The organism is Acidocella facilis ATCC 35904, assembly GCF_000687875.1.
Lineage (GTDB): Bacteria > Pseudomonadota > Alphaproteobacteria > Acetobacterales > Acetobacteraceae > Acidocella > Acidocella facilis.
In genome coordinates this window covers 293,374-315,567 of record NZ_JHYG01000001.1, presented here as the reverse complement: position 1 = coordinate 315,567, position 22,194 = coordinate 293,374, and the positions used below count along the sequence as shown (strand labels likewise).

17 protein-coding genes are annotated in these 22,194 nt (G+C 67.3%); 8 read left to right on the top strand and 9 right to left on the bottom strand.

Going from position 1 to position 22,194, the window contains the following annotated elements; translation table 11 throughout:
* Positions 1 to 56: 56 nt before the first annotated feature.
* The 3 genes from rpmG to rnr form a co-directional block, all read right to left on the bottom strand.
* The gene (gene rpmG, locus T331_RS0101545) at positions 57 to 224 is read right to left on the bottom strand and encodes a 50S ribosomal protein L33 (RefSeq protein ID WP_008493085.1); all 168 of its coding nucleotides are present in this window, start codon (positions 222 to 224) and stop codon (positions 57 to 59) included.
* A 62-nt stretch (positions 225 to 286) separates the two neighbouring features.
* Positions 287 to 1,813 carry a S41 family peptidase gene (locus T331_RS16980; protein WP_051622000.1) on the bottom strand — a complete coding sequence of 509 codons (1,527 nt, stop codon included), beginning with the start codon at positions 1,811 to 1,813 and terminating at the stop codon, positions 287 to 289.
* Positions 1,810 to 4,050 (bottom strand): ribonuclease R, encoded by a 2,241-nt coding sequence (rnr, locus tag T331_RS0101535; protein WP_035178739.1) that lies wholly within the window; start codon positions 4,048 to 4,050, stop codon positions 1,810 to 1,812. Before rnr ends, T331_RS16980 begins: the two co-directional genes overlap by 4 nt.
* Positions 4,051 to 4,145: 95 nt before the next feature.
* Here rnr and T331_RS0101530 point away from each other — a divergent pair, with 95 nt between their 5' ends.
* From T331_RS0101530 to T331_RS16975, 3 genes are all read left to right on the top strand, one after another.
* Positions 4,146 to 8,423, top strand: coding sequence for a Hint domain-containing protein (locus T331_RS0101530; RefSeq protein ID WP_026438763.1), 4,278 nt, complete (start codon positions 4,146 to 4,148; stop codon positions 8,421 to 8,423).
* A gap of 129 nt (positions 8,424 to 8,552) precedes the next feature.
* Positions 8,553 to 9,167 carry a 30S ribosomal protein S4 gene (rpsD, locus tag T331_RS0101525; RefSeq protein ID WP_026438762.1) on the top strand — a complete coding sequence of 205 codons (615 nt, stop codon included), beginning with the start codon at positions 8,553 to 8,555 and terminating at the stop codon, positions 9,165 to 9,167.
* A gap of 123 nt (positions 9,168 to 9,290) precedes the next feature.
* Positions 9,291 to 9,701: a hypothetical protein gene (locus T331_RS16975; RefSeq protein WP_211248659.1), complete on the top strand. Its 411-nt coding sequence runs from the start codon at positions 9,291 to 9,293 to the stop codon at positions 9,699 to 9,701.
* A gap of 167 nt (positions 9,702 to 9,868) precedes the next feature.
* Here T331_RS16975 and T331_RS0101515 read toward each other — a convergent pair whose 3' ends face one another.
* From T331_RS0101515 to fabI, 4 genes are all read right to left on the bottom strand, one after another.
* Positions 9,869 to 10,204: a hypothetical protein gene (locus T331_RS0101515; protein WP_026438761.1), complete on the bottom strand. Its 336-nt coding sequence runs from the start codon at positions 10,202 to 10,204 to the stop codon at positions 9,869 to 9,871.
* A gap of 214 nt (positions 10,205 to 10,418) precedes the next feature.
* The gene (locus T331_RS18975; RefSeq protein ID WP_051621997.1) at positions 10,419 to 11,369 is read right to left on the bottom strand and encodes a GGDEF domain-containing protein; all 951 of its coding nucleotides are present in this window, start codon (positions 11,367 to 11,369) and stop codon (positions 10,419 to 10,421) included.
* Positions 11,370 to 11,627: 258 nt separating this feature from the next.
* Complete coding sequence (gene aroC / locus T331_RS0101505; RefSeq protein WP_026438760.1) at positions 11,628 to 12,701, bottom strand: chorismate synthase; 1,074 nt, start codon at positions 12,699 to 12,701, stop codon at positions 11,628 to 11,630.
* Between the two features lie 2 nt (positions 12,702 to 12,703).
* Positions 12,704 to 13,546 carry an enoyl-ACP reductase FabI gene (fabI, locus tag T331_RS0101500; protein WP_008493072.1) on the bottom strand — a complete coding sequence of 281 codons (843 nt, stop codon included), beginning with the start codon at positions 13,544 to 13,546 and terminating at the stop codon, positions 12,704 to 12,706.
* A gap of 100 nt (positions 13,547 to 13,646) precedes the next feature.
* Here fabI and pdxH point away from each other — a divergent pair, with 100 nt between their 5' ends.
* Positions 13,647 to 14,225 (top strand): pyridoxamine 5'-phosphate oxidase, encoded by a 579-nt coding sequence (pdxH, locus tag T331_RS0101495; protein ID WP_008493071.1) that lies wholly within the window; start codon positions 13,647 to 13,649, stop codon positions 14,223 to 14,225.
* A 19-nt stretch (positions 14,226 to 14,244) separates the two neighbouring features.
* Here pdxH and rsmI read toward each other — a convergent pair whose 3' ends face one another.
* Positions 14,245 to 15,138, bottom strand: a complete 894-nt coding sequence (gene rsmI, locus T331_RS0101490) for a 16S rRNA (cytidine(1402)-2'-O)-methyltransferase (protein ID WP_035178734.1) — start codon at positions 15,136 to 15,138, stop codon at positions 14,245 to 14,247.
* A gap of 44 nt (positions 15,139 to 15,182) precedes the next feature.
* Between rsmI and T331_RS0101485 the strand changes: the two genes are divergently transcribed.
* The 4 genes from T331_RS0101485 (at position 15,183) to T331_RS16960 (ending at position 21,090) form a co-directional block, all read left to right on the top strand.
* Positions 15,183 to 16,412, top strand: coding sequence for a penicillin-binding protein activator (locus tag T331_RS0101485; protein ID WP_026438758.1), 1,230 nt, complete (start codon positions 15,183 to 15,185; stop codon positions 16,410 to 16,412).
* Between the two features lie 8 nt (positions 16,413 to 16,420).
* On the top strand, positions 16,421 to 17,785 hold the full coding sequence (locus tag T331_RS0101480; protein WP_081822083.1) for an ATP-binding protein: 1,365 nt from the start codon (positions 16,421 to 16,423) through the stop codon (positions 17,783 to 17,785).
* Positions 17,786 to 17,917: 132 nt separating this feature from the next.
* Positions 17,918 to 19,348 carry an FMN-binding glutamate synthase family protein gene (locus tag T331_RS0101475; RefSeq protein ID WP_026438756.1) on the top strand — a complete coding sequence of 477 codons (1,431 nt, stop codon included), beginning with the start codon at positions 17,918 to 17,920 and terminating at the stop codon, positions 19,346 to 19,348.
* On the top strand, positions 19,345 to 21,090 hold the full coding sequence (locus T331_RS16960; RefSeq protein ID WP_051621995.1) for a hypothetical protein: 1,746 nt from the start codon (positions 19,345 to 19,347) through the stop codon (positions 21,088 to 21,090). Before T331_RS0101475 ends, T331_RS16960 begins: the two co-directional genes overlap by 4 nt.
* On the opposite strand, the gene T331_RS0101465 is transcribed toward T331_RS16960, so the two are convergent.
* Positions 21,072 to 22,154, bottom strand: a complete 1,083-nt coding sequence (locus tag T331_RS0101465; protein ID WP_026438755.1) for an anhydro-N-acetylmuramic acid kinase — start codon at positions 22,152 to 22,154, stop codon at positions 21,072 to 21,074. The two genes, T331_RS16960 and T331_RS0101465, sit on opposite strands and share 19 nt — an antisense overlap.
* Between the last annotated feature and the right edge of the window lie 40 nt (positions 22,155 to 22,194).

Here is a 22,194-nt window from a genome sequence, read left to right as displayed (position 1 = left end):
GCGAAGATCACTTGATCTTCGCTTCCTTGAACTTCACGTGCTTACGCCCGCGAAGATTACTTAATCTTCGCTTCCTTGAACTTCACGTGCTTACGCACGACGGGGTCATACTTGTTCATCTCAAGCTTCTGAGTCTGCGCGCGGGCATTCTTCTTCGTCACGTAGAAGTAGCCGGTGTCGGCGGTGGAAACGAGCTTGATTTGAACGACGTTTGATTTGGCCATGTTAAGAATCTCCAGAGCGGGCCGTATGGCCCAGCTTTGCACGCGTCGTCAAGCGCTTCCGTTCAATGCAGCAGTGCGGCCTGGTACATTTCCGGGTTGCTGAGCAGGGCGATGGCGGCCTGCTCGTCCAGCCCGCCGCCAATATCCGCCGGGCAGGCGCTGCGTAGGGCCAGAATCCGGTCGATGCTGACCGGCGCGCGCACCGCACGTGCCTGCGCCAGCACCGGCGATTGCAGGTTGCGGCCCTGCGCCAGCGCCGCGAGCTGCTGGTTCAGCGCCTGCGGGCCGTTGCTGGTGCAGATCTGCGGCATCACCCCCATGCCCTGCAGCGGCCAGCCGCGCGGCGCCAGCACCCGGCTCCAGGTCACGTAGAGCTCGCCGCCATCCGGCAGGGCGGTCACGGTCTGCACCAGCCCCTTGCCCAGCGTTTCGGAGCCGATCACCACCGCCCGGCCATCATCGGCCAAGGCGGAGGAGAGGATTTCGGCGGCACTCGCGGTCTGCCCATCGACCAGCACGGCCAGGCGGGCGCCGTCGGTGAGGTCAGCCCCCTCGGCCTTGAAGGCCTGGTCGGCATCCGGGTCGCGCCCGTTGGTCTCGGCGATCGGGCCGGATTGCAGCAGCGAATCGGCGACCAGCACCGCCTGGCGCAGCACCCCGCCGCGATTGCCGCGCAAATCCAGCACCAGGGCCGAGGGCGGCGGCGTCTGCGCCATCACCCCGGCCAGCGCCTGGGCGAACTGATCGCCCGTGCCCTTGTTGAAGCCGCTGATTTTCAGCATCGCGATGCCCGGGGCCAGATCCGGTTCGGTGAACACCGTCTGCGGCGGGATGAAGCCGCGGGTGAGGGTGAGAGCTTGCGCCTCCTGACCGGACTCGGCCACCGAGAGGCTGAGCTTGCTGCCGGGCAGGCCCGGCATGGCGTTGTTCAGCGCCTCGACCATCGAAGGATAGGCGGCACGACCGTTCACCTGTGTCACCAGCATGCCCGGCTGCAGCCCGATATCCGCCGCCGGGCTGTCGGCCGCCACCGCGCCGATCACCACCCGGCCGCCCTTCGCCGCCAAGGTCAGGCCGGTGCCGCCCAGCCCGGTGATCATCAGCTGGTCCTGCGCCGCCTGCACCGGGCTTTCATAGCGCGAATAAGGGTCGAAATGGTTGAACAGCTCGTCGAAGAAATTGCCGATGATGCCTTGCGTGCCGGCCATGCGCAGGGCCGGGGAGGCGTTATAGGCGGCCAGCGCCACCTGGGCCGCCACCCGGCCCCAACCGGCGGCGTCGGTCGGCGGCGGGGCGGGCAGGGCGGCCAGCAGCCGGTCTGGTCCGTACAGACGGACCTCGCCATCCTGCAAGGCGGTATTCAGATTGGGGTCCAGCGCCGCCAGCCCGTTCAGCCCCCACATGGTCATTTGCGGGATGGTGACGGGGTTGAGCGCGCGCGGGGCAATGTAAGTGAGGGCGGCGGACCACACGCTGGCGGCCGCGGCGCTGTCGAAACTCGCGGTGGCGGCCGCGGCGTCAGCCGTGCGGCACCACAGCCCCGGCGGCAGCAGCAGGCAAATCAGCAAGAACAGCCCAGCGCGCTTCACTTGCGCCGCTTCTGCTTCGCTTTTGTGGGTTTCATCGGGGTCACGCGCCCGCCGGCACGCCGGCGCACTGGCCCAGCCGCCCCCTCCGGCAGCCCGGCCAGCCCCAGCAGCAAGCCGCCAGTCACGGGCTTTGCCTCGTTCAGCCTCACCTCGATCTCCTGCGCCAGGGAAAACACCGCCCGGCTGCGGCGGCCGGACAGGGTTTGGGTGCGCTCGTCAAACATCCAGAAATCGTCCGGCAGACTAGCCATACTCAAGAACCCGCTCGCACCACTTTCCGTTAAAGTGGCGAAGAGACCGAACTTCGTCACCCCCGAAATCCGGGCGGCAAACAACTCTCCGACGCGGTGTTGCAAATACAGCGCAAGATAACGGTCCGAGGAATCGCGCTCGGCCATGGTGGCGCGGCGTTCGGTCGCGGTGATGTGCTCGGCGATGTCCGCAAACCCTGCGATTTCATCGTCTTGCAGCCCGTCGCGGCCGAGCTTCAGCCCCTTGATGAGGGCGCGGTGCACCAGCAGATCCGCATAGCGGCGGATCGGCGATGTGAAATGCGCATAACGGCCAAGGGCGAGCCCGAAATGGCCGATATTGTCCGGCGCATATTCCGCCTGGCTCTGGGCGCGCAGCATGGTCTCATTCACCATGGTGGCGGCGGGCGTGCCGGCGACGAGGCGCAGGATCCCGTCCAGATCGCGCGGATGCAGCTGGTCACTGGGTTTCAGCGAAATATCCAGCGTGGAAAGGAAGCTGCGCAGATTATCCAGCTTCTCCGGGCTCGGCGGGGCGTGCACGCGGTACATGCAGGGCAGTTTCAGCCGTTCCAGCTCCTCCGCCGCGCAGACATTGGCGAGGATCATGAATTCCTCGATAAGCTTGTGGCTGGCCAAGCGCGGGCGCGGCGCCACGGACTGCACCTGCCCATCCGCGCCCAAACTCACCTTGCGCTCCGGCAGATCGAGATCCAGCGTGCCGCGCCGCTCCCGCGCCTCGCTCAGCGCGTGATAGGCGGCGTAGAGATGGGCGTGGTTTTCGGGATTATCCTCGAACTCTTCCTGCACCTGCTCATAGGTCTTGCGCGCCGCCGAGCGCATCAGCCCGCGCCCGAACTGATGGCGAAGCTTGTTGCCATGCACGTCGATATGCATCTCGACGAACAGGCAGCCGCGCTCCTCGTCGGGCTTCAGCGAACAGAGCCCGTTGGAGAGTTCCTCGGGCAGCATCGGCACCACGCGGTCGGGGAAATAGCAGCTATTGCCGCGCTCTTTGGCATCCTTGTCCAGCGCGCTGCCGGGCTTCACATAATGCGCAACATCAGCGATGGCGACGATCAGCCGGTAGCCATGCGGCTCCGGGGCGGCGAACACGGCATCGTCGAAATCCCTTGCATCGGCGCCGTCGATGGTGATCAGCGGCAGGTCGCGCAAATCCGTGCGCTTGCCCAGCGCCACGTTCTTCGCCCGCTTCGCCTCCTTCAGCGCGGCTTCGGAAAATTCCATCGGGATGCCGTGCTGGGCGATGGCGATGAGGCTGACATTACGGGCATCGCTGGCATTGCCCAGCCGCTCGGTGATGCGCGCCGGCTTCGGGCCGAAGGGCTTGCCGGGCAGCGGTTCGGCACGGACGATCTCGCCTTCCTCGGCCTCCATCGTTTCGCCGGCGGGGACGACCCATTCGCCCTTCTGGCGCTTTTCCGTCGGCTCGATCCGCCCGCCTTGAGGGGTTTTATGAAACAGCCCGACAATGCTGCCGCTCTGGCCCTCGACACGCTTGAGCGTGCGGCCCTCATATTTGTCGGGGCCGATCTGGCGCAGCCTGGCCATCACCTTCGCACCCGGCGCCAGAGCGGCGGCGCCGGCGCGCTCGGGCTGCATGAAAATCACCGGCGGGCGGCCCGGGCCTTCCCAGAGCACCGGCTTGGCGATGGCCTCGCCATCGCGGTCAATGCCGGTGACCTCGACCAGCGCGTTTTCCGGCAGCCGGCCCGCCTCGGTGAAGCGCTTGCGCCCGGCGCGCTCGGCATGGCCTTCCGCCTCCAGCGATTTCAGGATGCCGCGCAGCCCCTTGCGGTTCTCCGGGGTAACGGAAAAGGCGCGCACCACGTCGCGAAAATGCGGCGGGCTGGCGGCCTCGGCCAGGAAGCGCTTCACCGAGTCGCGGCTGGGCAGCGCGGTGTGCGGCGTTTCCCGGTGCGGTTTGGGGGCTTTCGGCTCGGTCTGCTTCGTCCTGGTCTTCATGACTCTTAGTATGGGGCCGGGAGCGGTTTCCGGCCATGTCTGTTTGCGGGCAAATTGAGGATTGATTGCGATACCGAATCATGTAACCTGGAGTTGTGAGCGGCATCATCAGCATCAAGGTTCCCGCGACGATCACGGCCATCGAGGGACAGCCCACGCTCTCCTCCCTGGCCGGGCTGCCCTATGGCCTGGCGGTGAACGATCCCAATGCGGGCGCGAATATCACGCTCAAGCTGGTCGCGGCGAACGCGGCGGCGGCGATGAGTGCCAGCGCCACCAGCGGCGCCACGGTGTCGGCCAACAGCAACACGCTGGTGATTTCAGGCGCGCAGGCGCAGGTGAATGCGGCCCTCTCCAGCCTGCAGATCAGCGAGGCGGCCGGGACAAGCTCTGACCTGATCTCGCTGCTCGCCGCCGATAATTATGGCAGCCTGGCCAGCAGCACGCTGGCGCTGACGCTGGTGCCGCAGAGCCCTCCGGCCTTTGTCGACCCGACCTTGCTGGTGACGATCGCGCCCAACCAGCCGCAGCTCCTGCCCGATCTGCTGCTCGCCGACCCCGCCGCCAGCGCCCTGGCGGCGATGGGGCTGGGCGCGCAGGAGACGCTGCAGCTCACTTTGTCCGTGTCCGAGGGCGTGCTGATGCTGCCCGGCTACTCCACCCTCTCGGGGATCGCGGCCAGCGGTATCGGCAGCGGCACCATCGAGCTGACCCTGGCGGCGAACGAGATCGGCGCGCTCAACACGCTGCTGACCGGTCTGGAATTTGCCGGGCCGACCATCTCCGGCGGCCAGCATCTTGAGTATGAGCTGTGGAACCTCAGCGGCGTGCTGCCGCAGGAGGTCACGTACGGCAATCTGTTCCTGTATAATGTTGGCCTCGCCCCGGCGAGTGCGAGCTATACGCTGGGTGGGCAAACGCTGGTAACCGGCGGGGAAAGCCTGGCCGGCACGCTCGCCGTCACCGGGCTGACCGCGCTGATGGGCAATCTCACCGCCGGCGGGCTGTCGATCGCCGCCGGGGGCATGCTGGAGGTGGCGGCCAATTCGCTGCTGCTCAGCGGCACCGCCTATGATTTCGGGGGGCTGGCGGCGCAATCGGTAATCGAGAGCGGGCAGCTGCTCATCGGCAATGCGGCAAGCTTGCAGGGCGAGCTGGTGCTGGGGACCAATGCGGTGGCGAATTTCGCCAACGGGCTGGTGGTCGGTGCCGGGGCGGCGAATGACTACCAGGAAGGGATCAGCCTTGCCGCCGGGGCGATCCTGGAGGGCAGTGGCACGCTCAGCGTCGGGGATTTTTCCCAATCCGGCATGATCGATGGCAGCGGCACGCTGCTGGCGCTGGGCGGCAGCACGCTGGAAATCGATGCCGGGCTGGTCGCGACGGGCGTGCATCTGGATGTCGCCGGCGGCGGGGTCATGGTGCTCGGCCCGCAAACCCCGCTCTTCGGAATTTTCAACACCACCCCGCTGACCATCGCCAGCGGCGTGACTTTGGCCTTTGGCGGGCCGGGTGTGGCGACGATCGGCGGCGGCTTTGCCGGTACGCTGGGCGGCAGCGGCGGCGCCTTCGTGATCACCGGGCCGCAGGATTTCTCCGGCACCGTCACCGGCTTCGCGGTCGGCGACGCGTTGATCTTCCCCGGCCTCACCGGGCTGACGGTGAAGGATGTGAACACCCTCGCCGGCACCTCCAGCTTCGTCGTCACCGGGGTGGACAGCAACGGCGTCACCGACAGCTATACGATTGCCGCCAATATCCCCGCCGGGCTGTTTCCCGCCACCAGCTTCGATTCCGCCGGGGACCCGGAGGTGGTGCTACATTCCAGCCTGGCGACGATCAGCAATGGCGGGCTGTTCGCCGCCAGCGCCGGGGTGAGCCAGCCATTGCTCGGGCTCAGCCTGGCCTTGGCGGCACCGACGACCCAGGCGCTCTCCCTGACCCTGACCACCGCCCATGGCAGCCTCAGCGTCGGGGACAGCGTGGGCAGCGCGCTGACGCTGAGCGCGATCAATCTGCAGCTGATGAACGCGCAGCTGGCCTCCCTGCTTTATACCGGCACCGGGGCGCTGGATGTGCTCACCATCAGCAGCGGGTCGGGCATCCTCTCTGGGCTGATCGATTATGAAGGGATTGGCAAAGGCAGCACCGGCACCGTGGATGGCTATTCCGGCCTGGGGCTGACCACCGGCGAATTCGTCTCCTTCGGCAATAGTGGCGGGCTCTATACCGATCATGTGGCGCATGCGCTGGGCGGGGCGCTGATCACCGGCGCGGTGGATTTCGAGGACCCGTTCCAGGCCAGCGGCTATTCCGGCACCGCGCTGGAGGTGGACCATGGCGGGCTGGCGATCTTCGGCGCCGCCGCGCAGGTGGCGATGGCCGGCAATGCCACGCTGGGCGATGCCGGCGGGGCAGGGGCGCTGGAGGTGCTGAGCCAGGCGGTCAGCCTGGCCGGCACGCTGACCATGGCCGCCTCCGGCGCCGGGGCGGGCAGCCTGGCCGTGCTGGGGACGATGAGCATTGGCGGCGCGGCGCTGGTGGGCGTCGCGGGCAACGCCACTCTCTACGCCTCCGGCGATCTGGCGGCGGGCAGCCTGACTCTGGGCAGCGGCGGCGTGCTGGAGGCCACCGGTGCGGCGACCTTGTCCCTGGGCAGCCTCAGCAATCGCGGCGGTGTCACCCTGGCCGGCGGCGCGCTGCTGGATGCGGCGAATTATGCCGGTGCGGGCGGGCTGACACTGGGCGGCACGGCGGTAATGAATATCGCCGGCACCGCCAGTCTCAGCGGCGGCCTTGTCAGCCTGGGGGTGGGCACCAGCCTGCAGGCGGCCAGCCTGGTGGAAACTGCCGGCCAGCTCAGCCTCGCCGGGACGCTTGCCGCCACCGGGGCGATGAGCCTGTCCAATGCGCAGCTCAATGATGGCTGGGTGCAGGCGGGCACGCTCAGCCTCGCCGGCACGCTGGCGGGTTATGGCGTCATCGATGCCGGCACCTTCATCGATACTGGCACGTTCGCCGTCCAGGGCGGGGCTCTGCTGCTGGCCGGGGGCAGCCTGATCGGCGGCGGCGTGGTCGAGATCGGCAGCCAGGCGACGCTGGAGCTGAACAGCGCCGATCTGGCCACCACGCCAATCAGCTTCACCGGCACCTCCAGCCTGCTGGTCCTGGATAATGTAGCCGCCGGGATGCCGGGCATCGCCAACATGTCCAGCTTCGATGCGGTGGATCTGGTCGGCGTCGCCCCGTCTCTGGTCGGGCTGGGGGGCAACACCATCGATGTCCGCAACGCCCAGGGCAGCCTCACCGCCGCCTTCACGCTGGGCACCGCCGCCGGGGCGCTGCCGGCGGTGAGCGTGATCGCGGATGGCAGCGGCGGGGCGTTGCTTACGCTGGGCGGCGAGCTGCCCTGCTTCGCCCGCGGCACCGGCATCCTCACCCCGCACGGCTATCGCCCGATCGAGGCGCTGCGCCCGGGCGATCCGGTGATCACCGCCCGTGGCGAGCGAAGGCCGGTGCGCTGGCTGGGCTGGAGCGTGCTGGACCTGAATTATGGCCCCGGCCAGGAGGCCCGCCCGGTGCTGATCCGCCCCGGCGCCTTCGGCCCTGGCAAGCCGGCCCGGCCGGTGCGGCTCTCGCCCTCGCATGGCGTCCATGTCGAGGGGGTGCTGGTGCCGGCCTCATGTCTGGTCAACGGCGCCACCATCCTGCGCGATACGGCGATGCCGGCCATCACCTATTACCATCTGGAGCTGGACCGCCATGACGCGCTGCTGGCCGAGGGGCTGGCCTGCGAATCCTATTTCTGCGACGGCAACCGGGACTGGCTGAGCCATGAGCTGGGGCGGCGCAGCCCGGCGCGCCGCCCCTTCGCCGCCACCGTGAGCGGCGGGCCGCGTCTGGCCGCCATCCGCCGGATGCTGCACGAGCAGGCGCTGCATTCCGGCTTCACCCCCGGCTTCCTGCCCCGGCTGCGCGCCATGGCGGCGGGGCAGGATGTGCTGCCCCGCTTTTCCGGCCCCGATGGCTGGCGCCAGGCCCGGTTCAGCCTGGCGCAGCCGGCGCGCGAGCTGATCCTGCTCGCCCCCGCCTGCGCCCCGGCGGAGACCGACCCGGATTCGGAGGATCGGCGCGCGCTCGGGCTTTGCTTGGGGGATACGCCAGGGCTGCGGCTGGGCGCGGGCTGGCTGGCGCGCGCGCCGGGTGATATCGGGGACTGGATGGGCAGCCGCGCCACCTTGCTCAGCCCCCGGCCGCGCCGGCACTGGGCGCTGGCCATCGCCGCCTTGCCGCAAAGCTGGCAGCGCGCGCAGGGCAGCCCTCCAGGATTTTGGCCGCACCCGGCCATTGACGCCCCCGGCGCAACAGGATAGACGCGCGCCTCGTTGCCGGGAACGTGGACGAGCGGTGGTCGCTCGCGCCCGCTCTCTGTTTTGCCCACAGGATATTGTGGCTGAACGGAAGAGACTACTGGCGGTTTTAACAAGAAGGGTACCTGCGCCATGACCAAGCGCACTGAAAGCAAATATAAAATCAATCGCCGTCTCGGCGTGAATCTGTGGGGCCGTGCGAAGTCCCCGGTGAACAAGCGCGAATACGGCCCGGGCCAGCATGGCCAGCGCCGCAAGAAGCCGTCCGACTTCGGCGTGCAGTTGATGGCCAAGCAGAAGCTCAAGGGCTATTACGGCAATATCTCCGAGAAGGCTTTCTACAAGTATTATGAAGAGGCCGTGCGCCGTAAGGGCGACACCTCCGAGAACCTGATCGAGCTGCTGGAGCGCCGCCTGGATGCGGTCATCTACCGCCTCAAATTCGCGATCACCCCGTTCGCGGCCCGTCAGTTCGTCTCCCATGGTCACGTCACCGTCAACGGCCAGCGCGTCAACATCCCCTCCTACCAGGTAAAGGATGAGGACGTGATCGAAGTCCGCGAAAAGTCCAAGCAGCTGGCCGTGGTGCTCGATGCCGCGCAGAGCGGCGAGCGCGACGTGCCGGAATATGTCGAGGTGGATCACCGCGCCATGAAGGGCCGCTTCCTGCGCGCCCCGAAGCTGGCCGATGTGCCCTTCCCGGTGCAGATGGAACCGCATCTGGTGGTCGAGTTCTACTCCCGCTAAGATCTGGATCTTCCAGGAAAACGGCGCCTTCGGGCGCCGTTTTTTTTGGTCACAAGGACGAGACGCGGCTGTTACACGCTGGCTTTAGAAAGAGCGCATCGACAGTTTTCCATGGAGTATCCGATGCGTCGTATTCTTTTTGCCTCTTTGCTGGCGCTGGCACCTGGCCTCGCTTTTGCGCAAGCCGCCGATAACGGCGCCAACCCGCCGCCGCCCCCGCCGGGGATGGGGGATGGGATGGGGGGTATGGGCCCCGGCCCGATGGGCCCGCATAACGGCCCCTGGCACCATCACCGGATGGGCCCGCAGCGTTTCCTGACGGATTTCTATGCGGCCAATACCAGCCATGACGGCCATCTGACCCTGGCCCAGGCCAAGGCCGCCAATTTCAAGCCGGTGGTCGATCATTTTAGCCAGATCGACACCGCCAAGCGCGGCTATGTCACCTTCTACGACATCGAAGCCTGGCACATGGATGAGATGGCCAAGCATCTGCAGGACGACGCGGCCAAGCTGCGCGCCCGGGACAGCTAGAGGTAATTTGAAGGTAAGCATCTGAAAAAGTTATAAAAGTTTTTCGGGGCGTGGGGGCTTTTTACAAAAAGCCCCCACATCGCTTCGCCGCTCTTTTTAAAAGAGCTGCCCCCAAAACATTTTTCTCAACTGCAAGGAATTGCGGGCCGAGACAAAAGTCCGATGCTCTATTGGTTCAGCTGGCCGGCATGCTGCCCGGCGCGTCCGGTGGCAAAGCGCGGCTCTGCTTCCTGCGCCGGATCGCCAGTGACGAACATTTCGTGCGCGATCTGGCCCCATGTCGGTTCTGGCCGCGCCTGCGAAACGGGTGCCGCCTCCGGGCCGCCGCCGGCGGGTTTTGCGCCGCCCGTCTTGGTGCTGCCATCCGGCAGGATTTGAGAGCCGATGGAACCCGGGCCGAACAGATGCACGGTGATTCCCGAAGGCGGTGGGTTGGGCAGCGGGCGCGCCAGGGCCGGGCAGGCGGCGAGGCAGGCCAGAAGGGCGGTGGGCAGAATTTTCAACTGAGCGGGCTCCGTGGTCGTAGCCCCATCATTGCGCCAGGCTTGCAGGGCGGCAAGCCGATTTGCACGCAGCTGGAACGCGCGCCAGTCTTGTTGCCAGTCTTGTTGCCAGTCTTGTTGCCAGTCTTGTTGCCAGTCTTGTTGCCAGTCTTGGTGCCCACCCTGTTGCCTGTCCGCGGCTCGTCCTGCCTGGGCGTTCGGTCTGGGTAGGCGCCTAATCGCTCTGCCAGACCCGCCAGAGCGGCGGGCTGGGAGCGCCGGGCGCGGGGGCGTCTTCATTCTGCAGCTGGCGCAGCATCATGGCCGCATGTTCCATCACGGTTTCCGCATCCTCGCCTCTGCCCGGCCAGCGCGGCACCACCCCTACATTCAACACTGTCCGCTCTGGCAGCAAAGCCGGCAAGGTCGTGCAGAATTTCGCCGCCCGTTCGCCGCCGGTGAGATGGTCCATCCCATCACACCACAGCCCGATGACCAGGTCCCCCACCCGGCCCAGCAGGTCTGTCGGGCGCATGATGTCGCGCAGCTCCTCGGCGAGGCGCAACGCCACCGCCGGCCGCAGCTTCGCATTCAACGGGCCGAAGCCGATATAAAGCAGCGTGCCCGGTTGCTCCTCGACATCGAGCCGGTCCAGCCGCCGGGTGATTTCGGTGGCGAAGGTGGCGCGGCTCCACAGCCCGGTTTCCACATCCAGCATCGTGCCCGGGCTGAAGCCGGGGCGCGCGGCGCGTTCGGCATGGCGGTCCGGCAACACCAGGTCGGGCGTTTCCAGATCGAACAGCAGCCCGTAAGTGCCGGCGATCTCGCTGCCCTCCCGGCGCGGCGCCAGCGAGAGCCGGTAGAGCCGCAGGGCGCCGTCCGGTCCGGCCAGGCGCAGCCGCCCATGCCAGGCGACACATTCCACGCAGATGGTGGTGATGATCGAGCGTAGCTCGTTGGCGCTCACCGCCGCCTCTTCCTGGTTGCCGCCAGCCAGCAATATGGTGAATTCCTGCCCCATCAGCGCCGCCGTGGGGCGGCCCAAAGCGCGGCCGGGGCCAAAGGCGGTGAAGCGGCCGAGCGGATCGGTCTCGAAGGCGAAATCCGCGAGCGTGGCGCCGACGGCAAGCCAGGAGGTCGGCGCCAGACGCGCGCCGGCGGGAGGAAAAAACGGCGAACGGGTCATAAGAAGCTCTTAAGACCCGACGCTTAACAGCGTTTTAAGCCCACCCGCCGGGCGGTTTAGAGCAACATGATCCTGACTGGACTCAGTCAGGGTCATAAAGTTGCTCGCCAAAACAAAGAGCTAGAGCAACATCCGATCAAACGGACTCGTTTGATCGGATAAAGTTGCTCGCTCGAACAAAAAGCTAGAGCGTATTCCGTACACCAGCGTGAACGGAATACGCGCTAGAGCGCGCTGACCGTCTACGGTCAGCGCGCTCTAGCGTCCCGTCTGGCCGCGATGGCGCAGCAGATGGTCGGCCAGCACGCAGGCCAGCATCGCCTCACCCACCGGTACGGCGCGGATGCCCACACAGGGGTCGTGCCGGCCCTTGGTCATCACCTCCACCTCCTCGCCATCGGCGCTTACCGAGCGCTTGGGGATCAGGATGGAGCTGGTCGGCTTCACCGCGAATCGGGCGAGAATCGGCTGGCCGGTGGCGATGCCGCCGAGGATGCCGCCGGCATGGTTGGAAAAGAACTCAATCTCCCCCTCCTTCATCCGCATCTCATCGGCATTCTCTTCGCCGCGCAAGGCGGCGGCGGCGAAGCCATCACCGATCTCAACCCCCTTCACCGCGTTGATGCTCATCAGCGCCGCGGCGATGTCCGCATCCAGCTTGCCGTAAAGCGGCGCGCCCAGGCCCGGCTTCACGCCCTCGGCGATGACCTCCAGCACCGCGCCGATGGAGGAACCGGCCTTGCGCACCGCATCCAGCTCGGCTTCCCAGGCCTGCGCGGCGGTCGCATCCGGGCAGAAGAACGGGTTCTGCTCCACCTGCGCCCAATCCCAGTTGGCGCGGTTGATGCCATGCGCGCCCATCGCCACCATCGCGCCGCGGATCACCACGCCCGCGCCCAGCACCTTGCGGGCAATGGCGCCGGCGGCCACCCGCATCGCGGTTTCGCGGGCGGAGGAGCGGCCGCCGCCGCGCGGGTCGCGATGGCCGTATTTCATGTCATAGGCCACATCCGCATGGCCGGGCCGGTAGCGCGCCGTGATATTCGCGTAATCCTTCGAGCGTTGATCGGTATTCTCGATCACCAGCGAAATCGGCGTGCCGGTGGTTTTGCCCTCATGCACGCCGGAGAGGATTTTCACCTGGTCCGGCTCCTGGCGCTGGGTGGTGAAGCGCGAGGTGCCGGGGCGGCGGCGATCCAGAAAAGGCTGGATATCCGCTTCCGAAAGCTCGATCCCCGGCGGGCAGCCATCCACCACCGCGCCGATCGACGGCCCATGGCTCTCGCCCCAGGTGGTGACGCGAAACAGCTGCCCGAATGTGTTGAAGGACATGGTTACTCGCTGGCGATGGTGAAGTCCGGCGCGTCCGGGTGCTTCATGCCGACGACATGATAGCCGCAATCGACATGATGGGTCTCGCCGGTCACGCCGCGCCCGAGATCAGAGAGCAGATACAGGCCGGACATGCCGACCTCCTCCAGCTCCACATTACGCTGCAGCGGCGCGTTATATTTGTTCCATTTCAGAATATAGCTGAAATCGCCGATGCCCGACGCCGCCAGCGTCTTGATCGGCCCGGCGGAGATGGCGTTGACGCGGATCTTATCCTTGCCGAGATCCGCCGCCATGTAGCGCACCGAGGCCTCAAGCGCGGCCTTGGCCACGCCCATCACGTTGTAATGCGGCATCCAGCGCTCACCGCCTAGATAGGTGAGGGTGAGCAGCGAACCGCCATCGGGCATCATCGCGGCGGCGCGCTGGGAGACGGCGGCGAAGGAATAGGCGGAGATATCGAGCGCCTGCTGGAACACCGCGCGGGGGGTGTCCACATAGCGCCCGCGCAGAAAATTCTTGTCCGCGAAGCCGATGGCATGCACCAGGAAGTCGATCTTGCCCCATTTCGTCTTCAAGGTCTCGAAGGCGGCATCGATGGCGGCATCGTCACCGACATCGCAGGGGATCAGGATATCGGAGCCGACGGAGGCGGCCAGCGGGCGCACCCGCTTCTCCAGCGCCTCGCCCATATAGGTGAAAGCAAGCTCGCCGCCCTGGGCGGCAACAGCGCGGGCGATGGCCCAGGCGATGGAGCGGTTATTCGCCACGCCCATGATCAGGCCGCGCTTGCCCTGCATCAACGTGCCCTGGGGCAGGGCGGATTCGGTATCGGTGTCGGCCATCGCGGCTCATCTCCGTGCTGCTATCGTCTGAGGGTCCGGTTGGTGGCATAGAGGACAGCGCCAATCAAGGCTCACAAGACGCGCAGGAGCATAAGTGACGATGAGTGAGGATCCTTTCCGCCAGTTCGGTCTCTGGTTCGCGGAGGCGCAACGCACCGAACCGAACGATCCGAACGCGATGACCGTGGCGACGGTCTCCCCCGAGGGCCGCCCGGCGGCGCGGATTCTGCTGCTGAAAGCCTGGGATGAGCGCGGCTTCGTGTTCTATGGCAATCTCGGCTCACGCAAGGCCCAGCATATGGCGGGCAATCCGCATGTGGCGCTGCTGTTCCATTGGAAGAGCCTGCAGCGGCAGATCCGCATCGAAGGCGCGATCGCGCCGGTCGAGCCGGCCCAGGCCGATGAGTATTTCGCCACCCGCCCGCGCGGCTCGCAGCTGGGCGCCTGGGCCTCCGAGCAATCCCGCCCGCTGGCCTCGCGCAGCCTGTTCGAGAGCCGCTTGCAGGAGATGGAAGCGCGCTTCGCCGGCCAGAGCGTGCCGCGCCCGGACTTCTGGTCCGGCTGGCGGCTGAGCCCGGATTATTTCGAGTTCTGGCAAGGGATCGATTTCCGCCTGCATGACCGGCTGATCTTCAGCAAGGCGGAAGATGGCTGGAGCAGCGGCCGGCTCTACCCGTAAGAGCAACGCGCAGGTGGGGCTAATCCTCCCCCTGCGCCATCTCCAGAGCACGCTTATAGACCTGTTTTTTCGGCAGCCCGGTGGCGGCGGCCACGGCGGCGGCGGCATCCTTCACGCTGAGACTCTTCAGCGCCGCGCGCAGCGCCTGATCCAACGACTCCGCTCCGGTCTCCTCCGCTGGCGCCGGGCCGACCACCACGACGATCTCGCCGCGCGCCGCGTGCTCGGCGTAATGCGCCGCCAGGGCCGGCAGCGTGTCGCGGCGCACCTCCTCATAATGTTTGGTCAGCTCCCGGCACACCGCGGCCGGGCGCTCCCCGAATGCAGAGGCGGCATCGGCCAGGAATTCCGCCAGCCGGTGCGGCGCCTCGTAGAAAATATGGGTGGCGCTGAGCCCGGCCAGCTCGGCGCCGCGCAGCCCGGCGAAGGCGGCCCGGCGCGGACCGGCCTTGGGCGGCAGAAAGCCGGTGAACAGAAAAGGCTGCGGCGGCAGTCCGGAGAGGGTGAGGGCCAGCACCGCCGCATTCGCGCCCGGCACGCCGGAGACCGGCAGCCCCGCCTCGATGACCGCGCGCACCAGCCGGTAGCCGGGGTCCGAGACCAAAGGCGTGCCGGCATCCGAGATCAAGGCGTAACGCTCGCCCTGTTGCATCGCCGCCACAAGCCGGGGAATCGCGGCGGATTCATTATGTTCGTGCAAGGCGACGCATTTGCCGCTGATTCCGTGGGCGCGCAGCAGCACCGCGCTGGTTCGCGTATCTTCACACAGGATCGCGTTCACCCCAGATAAAGTCGATCTGGCCCTGTCCGATAAATCTTGAAGGTTGCCGATTGGCGTCGAAACCATCACAAGAGCGGGCAGGGACGCCCCGGCCATCGCCGTGGGCGGGGCTTGCGTTGGAGGATCAATCATTGCGCCTGGTGCCGTCTCTTCGCTCATCTCTACTCCTTGGCGGCATGTTGGCGCTTGCCAGCTGCGCGGGGCAAGCCCCTCAGATCAACGGCAGCGGGTCTTTGCCCGCGGCGCTGACGCCGAATGCCGGCACCCCGAATAACACAGGCAAGACATCCGGCAATGTCATGCTGCTGGTGCCGCTGAGCGGGCCACTGGCCCCGGTGGGCCAGGCCCTGGCCAATGCCGCCAAGATCGCCTTCCCCGCCGGCAGCACCCCGGCCCTGGATATTCGCGATACCGGCGGCACCGCCGCCGGGGCGGTGAGCGCCGCGCAGGCCGGGCTGGCGGCGGGGGATGGCATCATCCTCGGGCCGCTGACCGCCGCCGAGACCCAGGCGGTCGCCCCCATCGCCAAGCAGGCCGGGGTGAATGTCCTGGCCTTCACTAATGATGGCACGGTGGCGCAGCCGGGCGTGTGGCCGCTGGGCATCTCGCCCGGGCAGCAGGTCCGCCGCGTCGTGCAGGCCGCCTCCGATGCCGGCCATACCCAGCTCGCCGGGCTGCTGCCGGATACGGATTTCGGCCATCGCCTCGGCCAGGCGCTGCAGCAGGAAGCCGCCAAGCTGAGCGAACCGGCGCCGCAGATCCAGTTCTATGAGCCGGGCTTCTCCAGCCTGAACAACGCCGTGCGCACGCTGTCGGACTGGAGCGGCCGCGGTGAGGCGCTGATGGCGCAGATCAAGGCGGCGAAGGACAGCAACACGCCGGAAGGGCTGGCCAAGGCCCGCGAACTGCGCCGCCAGCAGGTGGCGCCGCCCAGCTTCAACGCCCTCTTCATCGGCGCCACCGATGGCAACACCCTGGCCGAGCTGGCGAATTTCCTGCCTTATTACGATGTTTCGGCGCCGCAGGTATTGCTGATGGGCCCCTCGCTCTGGGCGCCCTTGGCCAGCGCCATGGCCGGGCAGAGCGCGCTGCGCGGCGCCATCTATGCCGCCCCGGACCCCGCCGCCGCCGCGTCCTTCGATGCCAAATATAGCGCCGCCTATGGCAGCGCGCCGCCGGCGATCGCGGATGTCGCCTTCGATGCCGCCGCCCTGGCCAAGCTGGCCGCGTCCAATGGCGGCTATACGGTACAGACGCTGAGCGCCCCCGCCGGCTTCACCGGCACTGACGGGCTGCTGGTGCTGGAGCCGGATGGCACGGTGAAGCGTGGCCTGGCGGTGTTCTCGATCACGCCGGGGCAGCCGACCATCACCTCGCCAGCGCCCGCCAGCCTCAACAACCCCTGACCCCGCCGATGGCTCCCCCCGAAGGCACCAGCTGGGACAAGGCCGGCCCCGCCGCGCTCGCCTTGTTTTTCGGGCTGGGGCTGACGCCCAGCCTGGTCTTTGCCTTGCTCGCGGCGCTGGGGGATCTGCGGCCGCTGCTGGCTTTCGCCGCCTGGGCGGTCTGCACGCTGGTGGCGTTGCTGTTCGCGCTGTTGCTGGGGCGGGATGTGGTGGCGATGACGCGGCTGGTGCGCGCCTTGCGCACCGCCCCGGAATCGCTGCCGACCGACCGGCATTTGCTGATCCCCGGGATGAGCGATCTCGGGGCCGAGGCGCTGCGGCTGATCCATGCGGAACGGCTGCTGCGCAGCCGCCACGTGGCCAGCGCGGCGGAAGACCGCGCCCTGGTTGAACGCCTGCCGGACCCGCTGCTGAAACTCGACGCGGACGGCGCCATGCTCTGGCGCAATGACAGCGCGATCACCGCCTTCGGCACCGAGACCGCCGCCCTGCTGCGCCACCCGGATGTGCGCGACGCCCTGGCCGAAGTCCTGGCCAGCGCCGCGCCGGTGCGCCGCGAGGTCGTGCTGGCCGCGCCGGTGAAGCGGGATCTGGAAGTGACGATGATCCCGGTCGGCGGGCCGGTCTATATGCTGGTCAGCGACCGCACCCGCGAGCGCGCGCTGGAGAAGATGCGCGCCGATTTCGTCGCCAATTCCAGCCATGAGCTGCGCACGCCCTTGGCCAGCCTGATCGGCTTCATCGAAACGCTGCGCGGCCCTGCCGCCGATGACCGCGAGGCGCAGGAAACCTTCCTCGGCATCATGGCCGAACAGGCGGCGCGGATGCAGCGCGTGATCGGTGATCTGCTCTCCCTCTCCAAGATCGAGATTTCCGAGCATTCGCCACCGAAGGAGCTGCTGCATCTGCCGCCACTGCTGGAGCGCATCGTCGCCGGGCTGGAGCCGATGGTCAGGGCACAGGCAATCACCCTGGTGGTGGAGGTGCCGGCGGATCTGCCACGGGTGGCCGCCGATGCCGATCAGCTCACCCAGGTTTTCACCAATCTGCTTGAAAACGCCTTGAAATACGGCAAGCCGGGCGGGCGGGTGACGCTCTCGGCCGGCATCGCCCAGGATGAGCGCTTTCCGGCGGGCGGGGTGCTGGTTTCGGTGGCCGATGAAGGTGCGGGGATCCCGCGCGAGCATATTCCGCGGCTGACCGAGCGTTTCTACCGCGTCGATAAAGGCCGGTCGCGCCATATTGGCGGCACCGGGCTGGGGCTGGCCATCGTCAAACATGTGGTCTCGCGCCATCGCGGCCGGCTGGTGATCGAAAGCGAGCTTGGCCAGGGCAGCTGCTTCTCCGTCTGGCTCCCCGGCCCCGCGCGCTAAAAAATTTGCAAAAGTTTTTGGGGGTGTGGGGACTTTTTTCAAAAAGTCCCCACCTCTTTCTTCACTTCGCTCCCCAAGACATTGCCCGCCTTCTCCGTTAATGAAACCAACAGCAGGAGAGGGGACCCCCGCATGACCATCTTGGCCATCATCATCGTGCTGATCAGTCTCGGTCTGGTCGCGCTATATATCCATGACAAGCTTCAGACCCGGCACACGGTGCTGCGCAATTTCCCCATCATCGGGCATTTCCGTTATTTCGCGGAAACCTGGGGTACCTATATGCGCCAGTACCAATATCTGTCGGACTGGGTGGAGCGGCCGTTCAACCGGCTGGAGCGCAGCTGGGTCTATCGCTCCGCCAAGGGTGTTTCCAATTTCATCAGCTTCGGCTCTGAGGCGGTGCCCAGCTTCGTGTTCCGCAACGCGGCTTTTCCGGTGCTGGATGAGGATAAGCGGGCTTACAGCGGCAAGCTGATCGGCATCGCCAACGGCCCCGGCGCCTGTGAGCAGCCTTATCCGGCGGCGAGCTTCTTCAATATCTCCGGCATGTCCTATGGCGCGCTCAGCAATAATGCCGTCACCGCGCTCTCGCGCGGGGCGAAGCTGGCGGGGATCTGGATGAGCACCGGGGAGGGCGGCTTGAGCCGCTATCATCTGGAGGGCGGGGCGGATATCGTCATGCAGATCGGCACCGCGAAATATGGCGTGCGTGATGCGCAGGGCAATCTCTCCGAAGCCCGGCTGCGCGAGCTGGCGGCGCATCCGCAGGTGAAGATGTTCGAGGTGAAGCTGGCGCAAGGGGCCAAGCCCGGCAAAGGCGGCATTCTGCCCGGCGCGAAAGTGACGCAGGAGATCGCCGAGATCCGCGGCATCACCCCGGGGCAGGACAGCATCTCCCCCAACCGCCACCGCGATATCGGCAGCGTCACCGAGCTGGGCGAATTCGTGCATCGGGTGCGCAGCATCACCGGCAAGCCGGTGGGGGTGAAATTCGTGCTGGGCGACCCGGCCTTCCTGGATGAATGGTTCGGCGATTGCGCCGACAACCCGGAGCATTGCCCGGATTATATCCAGATCGATGGCGGCGAGGGCGGCACCGGCGCGGCGCCGGAATCGCTGGCCGATTATGTCGGCCTGCCGATCACCCAGGCGCTGCCTTATGTCGCGGCGCTGCGTTACGAGCATGGGCTGCAGCACCGCATCCGCATCGTCGCTTCCGGCAAGCTGATCACCCCTGACAAGGTGGCCTGGGCTTTGTGCATGGGGGCGGATTTCGTCTCCTCCGCGCGCGGCTTCATGTTCGCGCTGGGCTGCATCCAGGCGATGAAATGCGGCTCCGGCCATTGCCCCACCGGGGTCACCGCCGCCGACAAAAGGCTGATCGCCGGGCTGGACCCGACCGACAAGGCGGTGCGCGTCTCGCGCTATGCGCTGAAGATGCGCGATGAGGTCGAGATCATCGCCCATAGCTGCGGCGTCACCGATGCCAGCAAATTCGCGCCCAAGCATGTCACCGCGCTGGAGAGCGGCGTGGCGGGGTTCCGGGCGCAGTCCAATTGATCTACGGCCTGCTGTTTCTGCTCAGCGCCGGGCTGAATATCCTGCTCGGCCTGCATCAATGGCCGAGCGTGCTGGCGGGCAGCCTGCAGGACCCGGATTCCTATATGCGGCTGCTGCGAATCGAGCAGGGTGTGCATCTCGGCCATCTGGTCACGACTGTCGCGCGCGATGATTCCGGCGCCGGGGTGATGGTGGAATGGTCGCGGCTGCTGGATATCATTCTGTGGCTGATGGCCGCCCCGCTGAGCCTGGTGATCGGCTGGCATAAGGCGCTGTTCGCCGCCGGGGTGGCGCTGGGGCCGCTGGGGGTGGGCGCGCTGGGGGCGGCCTGCGCCTGGGCGGTGGAGCCGCTGGCGCTGCGCCGGCATCTCTGGGCCGCCGCCGCTGCCGCCGCCATCCTGCCCGCCTTGGCCGCGATCGCGCTGCCCGGCGTGGTGCATTATCACATCGCCCTGCTGGTCTTTATCGCGCTAACCGTTGGCTTCGTGCTGCGCGCCCTGCGCGGGGATGTCGGGCTCGGCTTCATGGCCGGTCTGGCCGGGGGCTTTGGCATCTGGATGACGCCGGAGACGATGCCCTTCGTGCTGATGGCCTATGCCGGGCTGGCTCTGCGCTGGCTCTATGCACGCAACGCCACCACCATCCTGGCCACCGCGGCCGGGTGTTTCGACGTGATCGGCATCGCCTTCTTCATCGACCCGCCCGCCGGCGGCTATGGCGATCCGGAGATCGACCGGCTTTCAATTGTCTATTTCAGCATGGCGCTGGTGCTGCTGGTGAGTGCGGCGGTGCTGACACGGGTGCAGGCCCGCGCCCCGGCGCGGCTGCGCGGGCCGCTGGGGCTGGCGGTGCTGGGGGTGCCGCTGGCGGCCTGGATCGCGACCTATCCCGGCGTCATCGAAGGCCCGTCCGGGCTGTTGCCGCCGGATCAGCTGAAGGCGATGTTTGGGGTGATCACCGAACAGCTGCCCCCGCGCGGGCGCGAGCTGATCGTGTTCCTGCTCCCGGGCCTGTGGGCGCTGCTCTACGCCGCACAGCGCGCCTGGGCGGAGCGGCGCCCGGGGCTGGCGGACCTCGCCGCGCCGGAGCTGCTGGGCGCGCCGCGCCGCGCGCCTTTGGGCTGGGCTTATGTCGCGCTCTGCGCGCTGGTGGCGCTGGGGCTGGGGTATTTCTATCTGCTGTTCACCTGTTTCTCGGCTCTGTTCGCCGCCTGCCTGCTGCCGGTGGCGTTGAGCGGGATGGAGGGGGCGCTGGCCGGGGTGAAGCGGATCGGCCTGCTGGCGTTGATCCTGTTGGTGCCGTTCCTGGCGGCACGGGCCGGTGCGGCGCCGAAGCCGGTGCCGGGCGGGCGGTCCTATCCCTCCTGCAGCCTGCGCCATATCGCGCCGCTGCTGGCCCCGGCGGCGGGGCAGGTGGTGCTGGCCCGCGCCGAGGATACGCCCGAGCTGCTCTATCGCAGCCAGATCGAAACCGTCGGCTCGCTCTATGAACATGGCGTGCCCGCCTTCATGAAGGACCGCGCGGCCTGGCGCGCGGTCCCCGGCACCAGCGAACCGCAAGCTGTGGTGGATACCGGCGCCAAATATGTGCTGTTCTGCCCGATGCAAGGCCGCTATCTGCTGGTCGCCGACCTGCCGCCGGACACGCTCTGGGATGCGCTGAACAAAGGCGCGGTGCCGCCCTGGCTGCGCGCCGTCGGCAGCGATGCGGCGGGCTGGACGCTCTACAAGATCGTCCCGTAAATCTGGCCGCCGGTCTGCGGGGCGCGCACTCCGGTGGTGCTGGGCAGAGAGAGCGGCAGGCCGCGCAGCGTGCGCACCGCGAGAAAGCCGAAACATTGCGCCTCCAGCGCATCGCCATTCCAGCCCACCGCCTCCACCGGGCGCACCGGCACCGCGAAGCGCGCGGCGAGGCCCGCCATCAGCGTGGCATTATGCCGGCCGCCGCCGGTGATCAGCACCTGTTGCGGCGGGGCGGGAAATTTGGTTTCGGCGATCGCGGCGCAGATGAAGGCGGCCAGCGTGGCGGCGGCGTCGGCCGGGGCGAGGCCCTGGGTGGCCTGGGCGATGAGGCTGGAGAAACTCAGCCGGTCGAGCGATTTCGGCGCCGGTTGCGCGAAAAAAGGATGCGCCAGCAGCTGTTGTAGCCGCTGATGGTCAACCTGCCCGGCGGCGGCCAGCGCGCCGTCCTTGTCATAAGGCGTGCCGAGATGAGCCTGCGCCAGATCATCCAGCGGCCCATTCCCGGGCCCGGTATCGCAGGCGATGATCTCGCCCGAAGCGCCCAGCCAGGTGGCATTTGCCACCCCGCCGATATTCACGATCAGCAACGGCTTTGCCAGCCCCCGCGCCAGCGCCGCATGAAACAGCGGCACCAAAGGCGCACCCTCGCCGCCGGCGGCGACATCGGCGGCGCGGAAATCAAACGCCACCGGCAGCCTGGTGATGTGGGAGAGCAGCGCCGCATCGCCGATCTGCCAGGTCCGCCCGGCTTTCGGGGCGTGCAGGATGGTCTGGCCGTGAAACCCGACAATATCGGCCGAGCGCCCCAGCAACGCCACCGCCAGCGCATGCTCGCGGGTCAGCCGGGCGGTGGCGTCCAGCACGGCCGGATCATCCGGCAGTAGGCCCGGCGCCCGGTCGAGCAGGCCCCGCAGCTGCGCGCGCAACGCGTCATCATACAACAACGTCGCCGCCGGCCCGAAGGCGCTGACATGCTCGCCATCGGTCTCGATCCAGGCGGCATCCACCCCATCCAGCGAGGTGCCGGACATCAGCCCGATGGCGCGATAGATTTTAGCGTTCATGGGCGAATTGTCTAAGGTCAGGCGCAAAAACTCAATCTCG

Excerpts from the sequence above, each read along its gene's own strand:
- T331_RS0101465 (WP_026438755.1), bottom strand. The coding sequence starts at position 22,154 with ATGAACGCTAAAATCTATCGCGCCATCGGGCTGATGTCCGGCACCTCG.
- rpmG (WP_008493085.1), bottom strand. The coding sequence starts at position 224 with ATGGCCAAATCAAACGTCGTTCAAATCAAGCTCGTTTCCACCGCCGAC.
- pdxH (WP_008493071.1), top strand. The coding sequence starts at position 13,647 with ATGAGTGAGGATCCTTTCCGCCAGTTCGGTCTCTGGTTCGCGGAGGCG.
- T331_RS0101475 (WP_026438756.1), top strand. The coding sequence starts at position 17,918 with ATGACCATCTTGGCCATCATCATCGTGCTGATCAGTCTCGGTCTGGTC.
- rsmI (WP_035178734.1), bottom strand. The coding sequence starts at position 15,138 with ATGATTGATCCTCCAACGCAAGCCCCGCCCACGGCGATGGCCGGGGCG.
- rnr (WP_035178739.1), bottom strand. The coding sequence starts at position 4,050 with ATGAAGACCAGGACGAAGCAGACCGAGCCGAAAGCCCCCAAACCGCAC.
- T331_RS0101480 (WP_081822083.1), top strand. The coding sequence starts at position 16,421 with ATGGCTCCCCCCGAAGGCACCAGCTGGGACAAGGCCGGCCCCGCCGCG.
- aroC (WP_026438760.1), bottom strand. The coding sequence starts at position 12,701 with ATGTCCTTCAACACATTCGGGCAGCTGTTTCGCGTCACCACCTGGGGC.
- T331_RS16975 (WP_211248659.1), top strand. The coding sequence starts at position 9,291 with ATGCGTCGTATTCTTTTTGCCTCTTTGCTGGCGCTGGCACCTGGCCTC.
- T331_RS18975 (WP_051621997.1), bottom strand. The coding sequence starts at position 11,369 with ATGACCCGTTCGCCGTTTTTTCCTCCCGCCGGCGCGCGTCTGGCGCCG.
- fabI (WP_008493072.1), bottom strand. The coding sequence starts at position 13,546 with ATGGCCGACACCGATACCGAATCCGCCCTGCCCCAGGGCACGTTGATG.
- rpsD (WP_026438762.1), top strand. The coding sequence starts at position 8,553 with ATGACCAAGCGCACTGAAAGCAAATATAAAATCAATCGCCGTCTCGGC.
- T331_RS0101485 (WP_026438758.1), top strand. The coding sequence starts at position 15,183 with ATGTTGGCGCTTGCCAGCTGCGCGGGGCAAGCCCCTCAGATCAACGGC.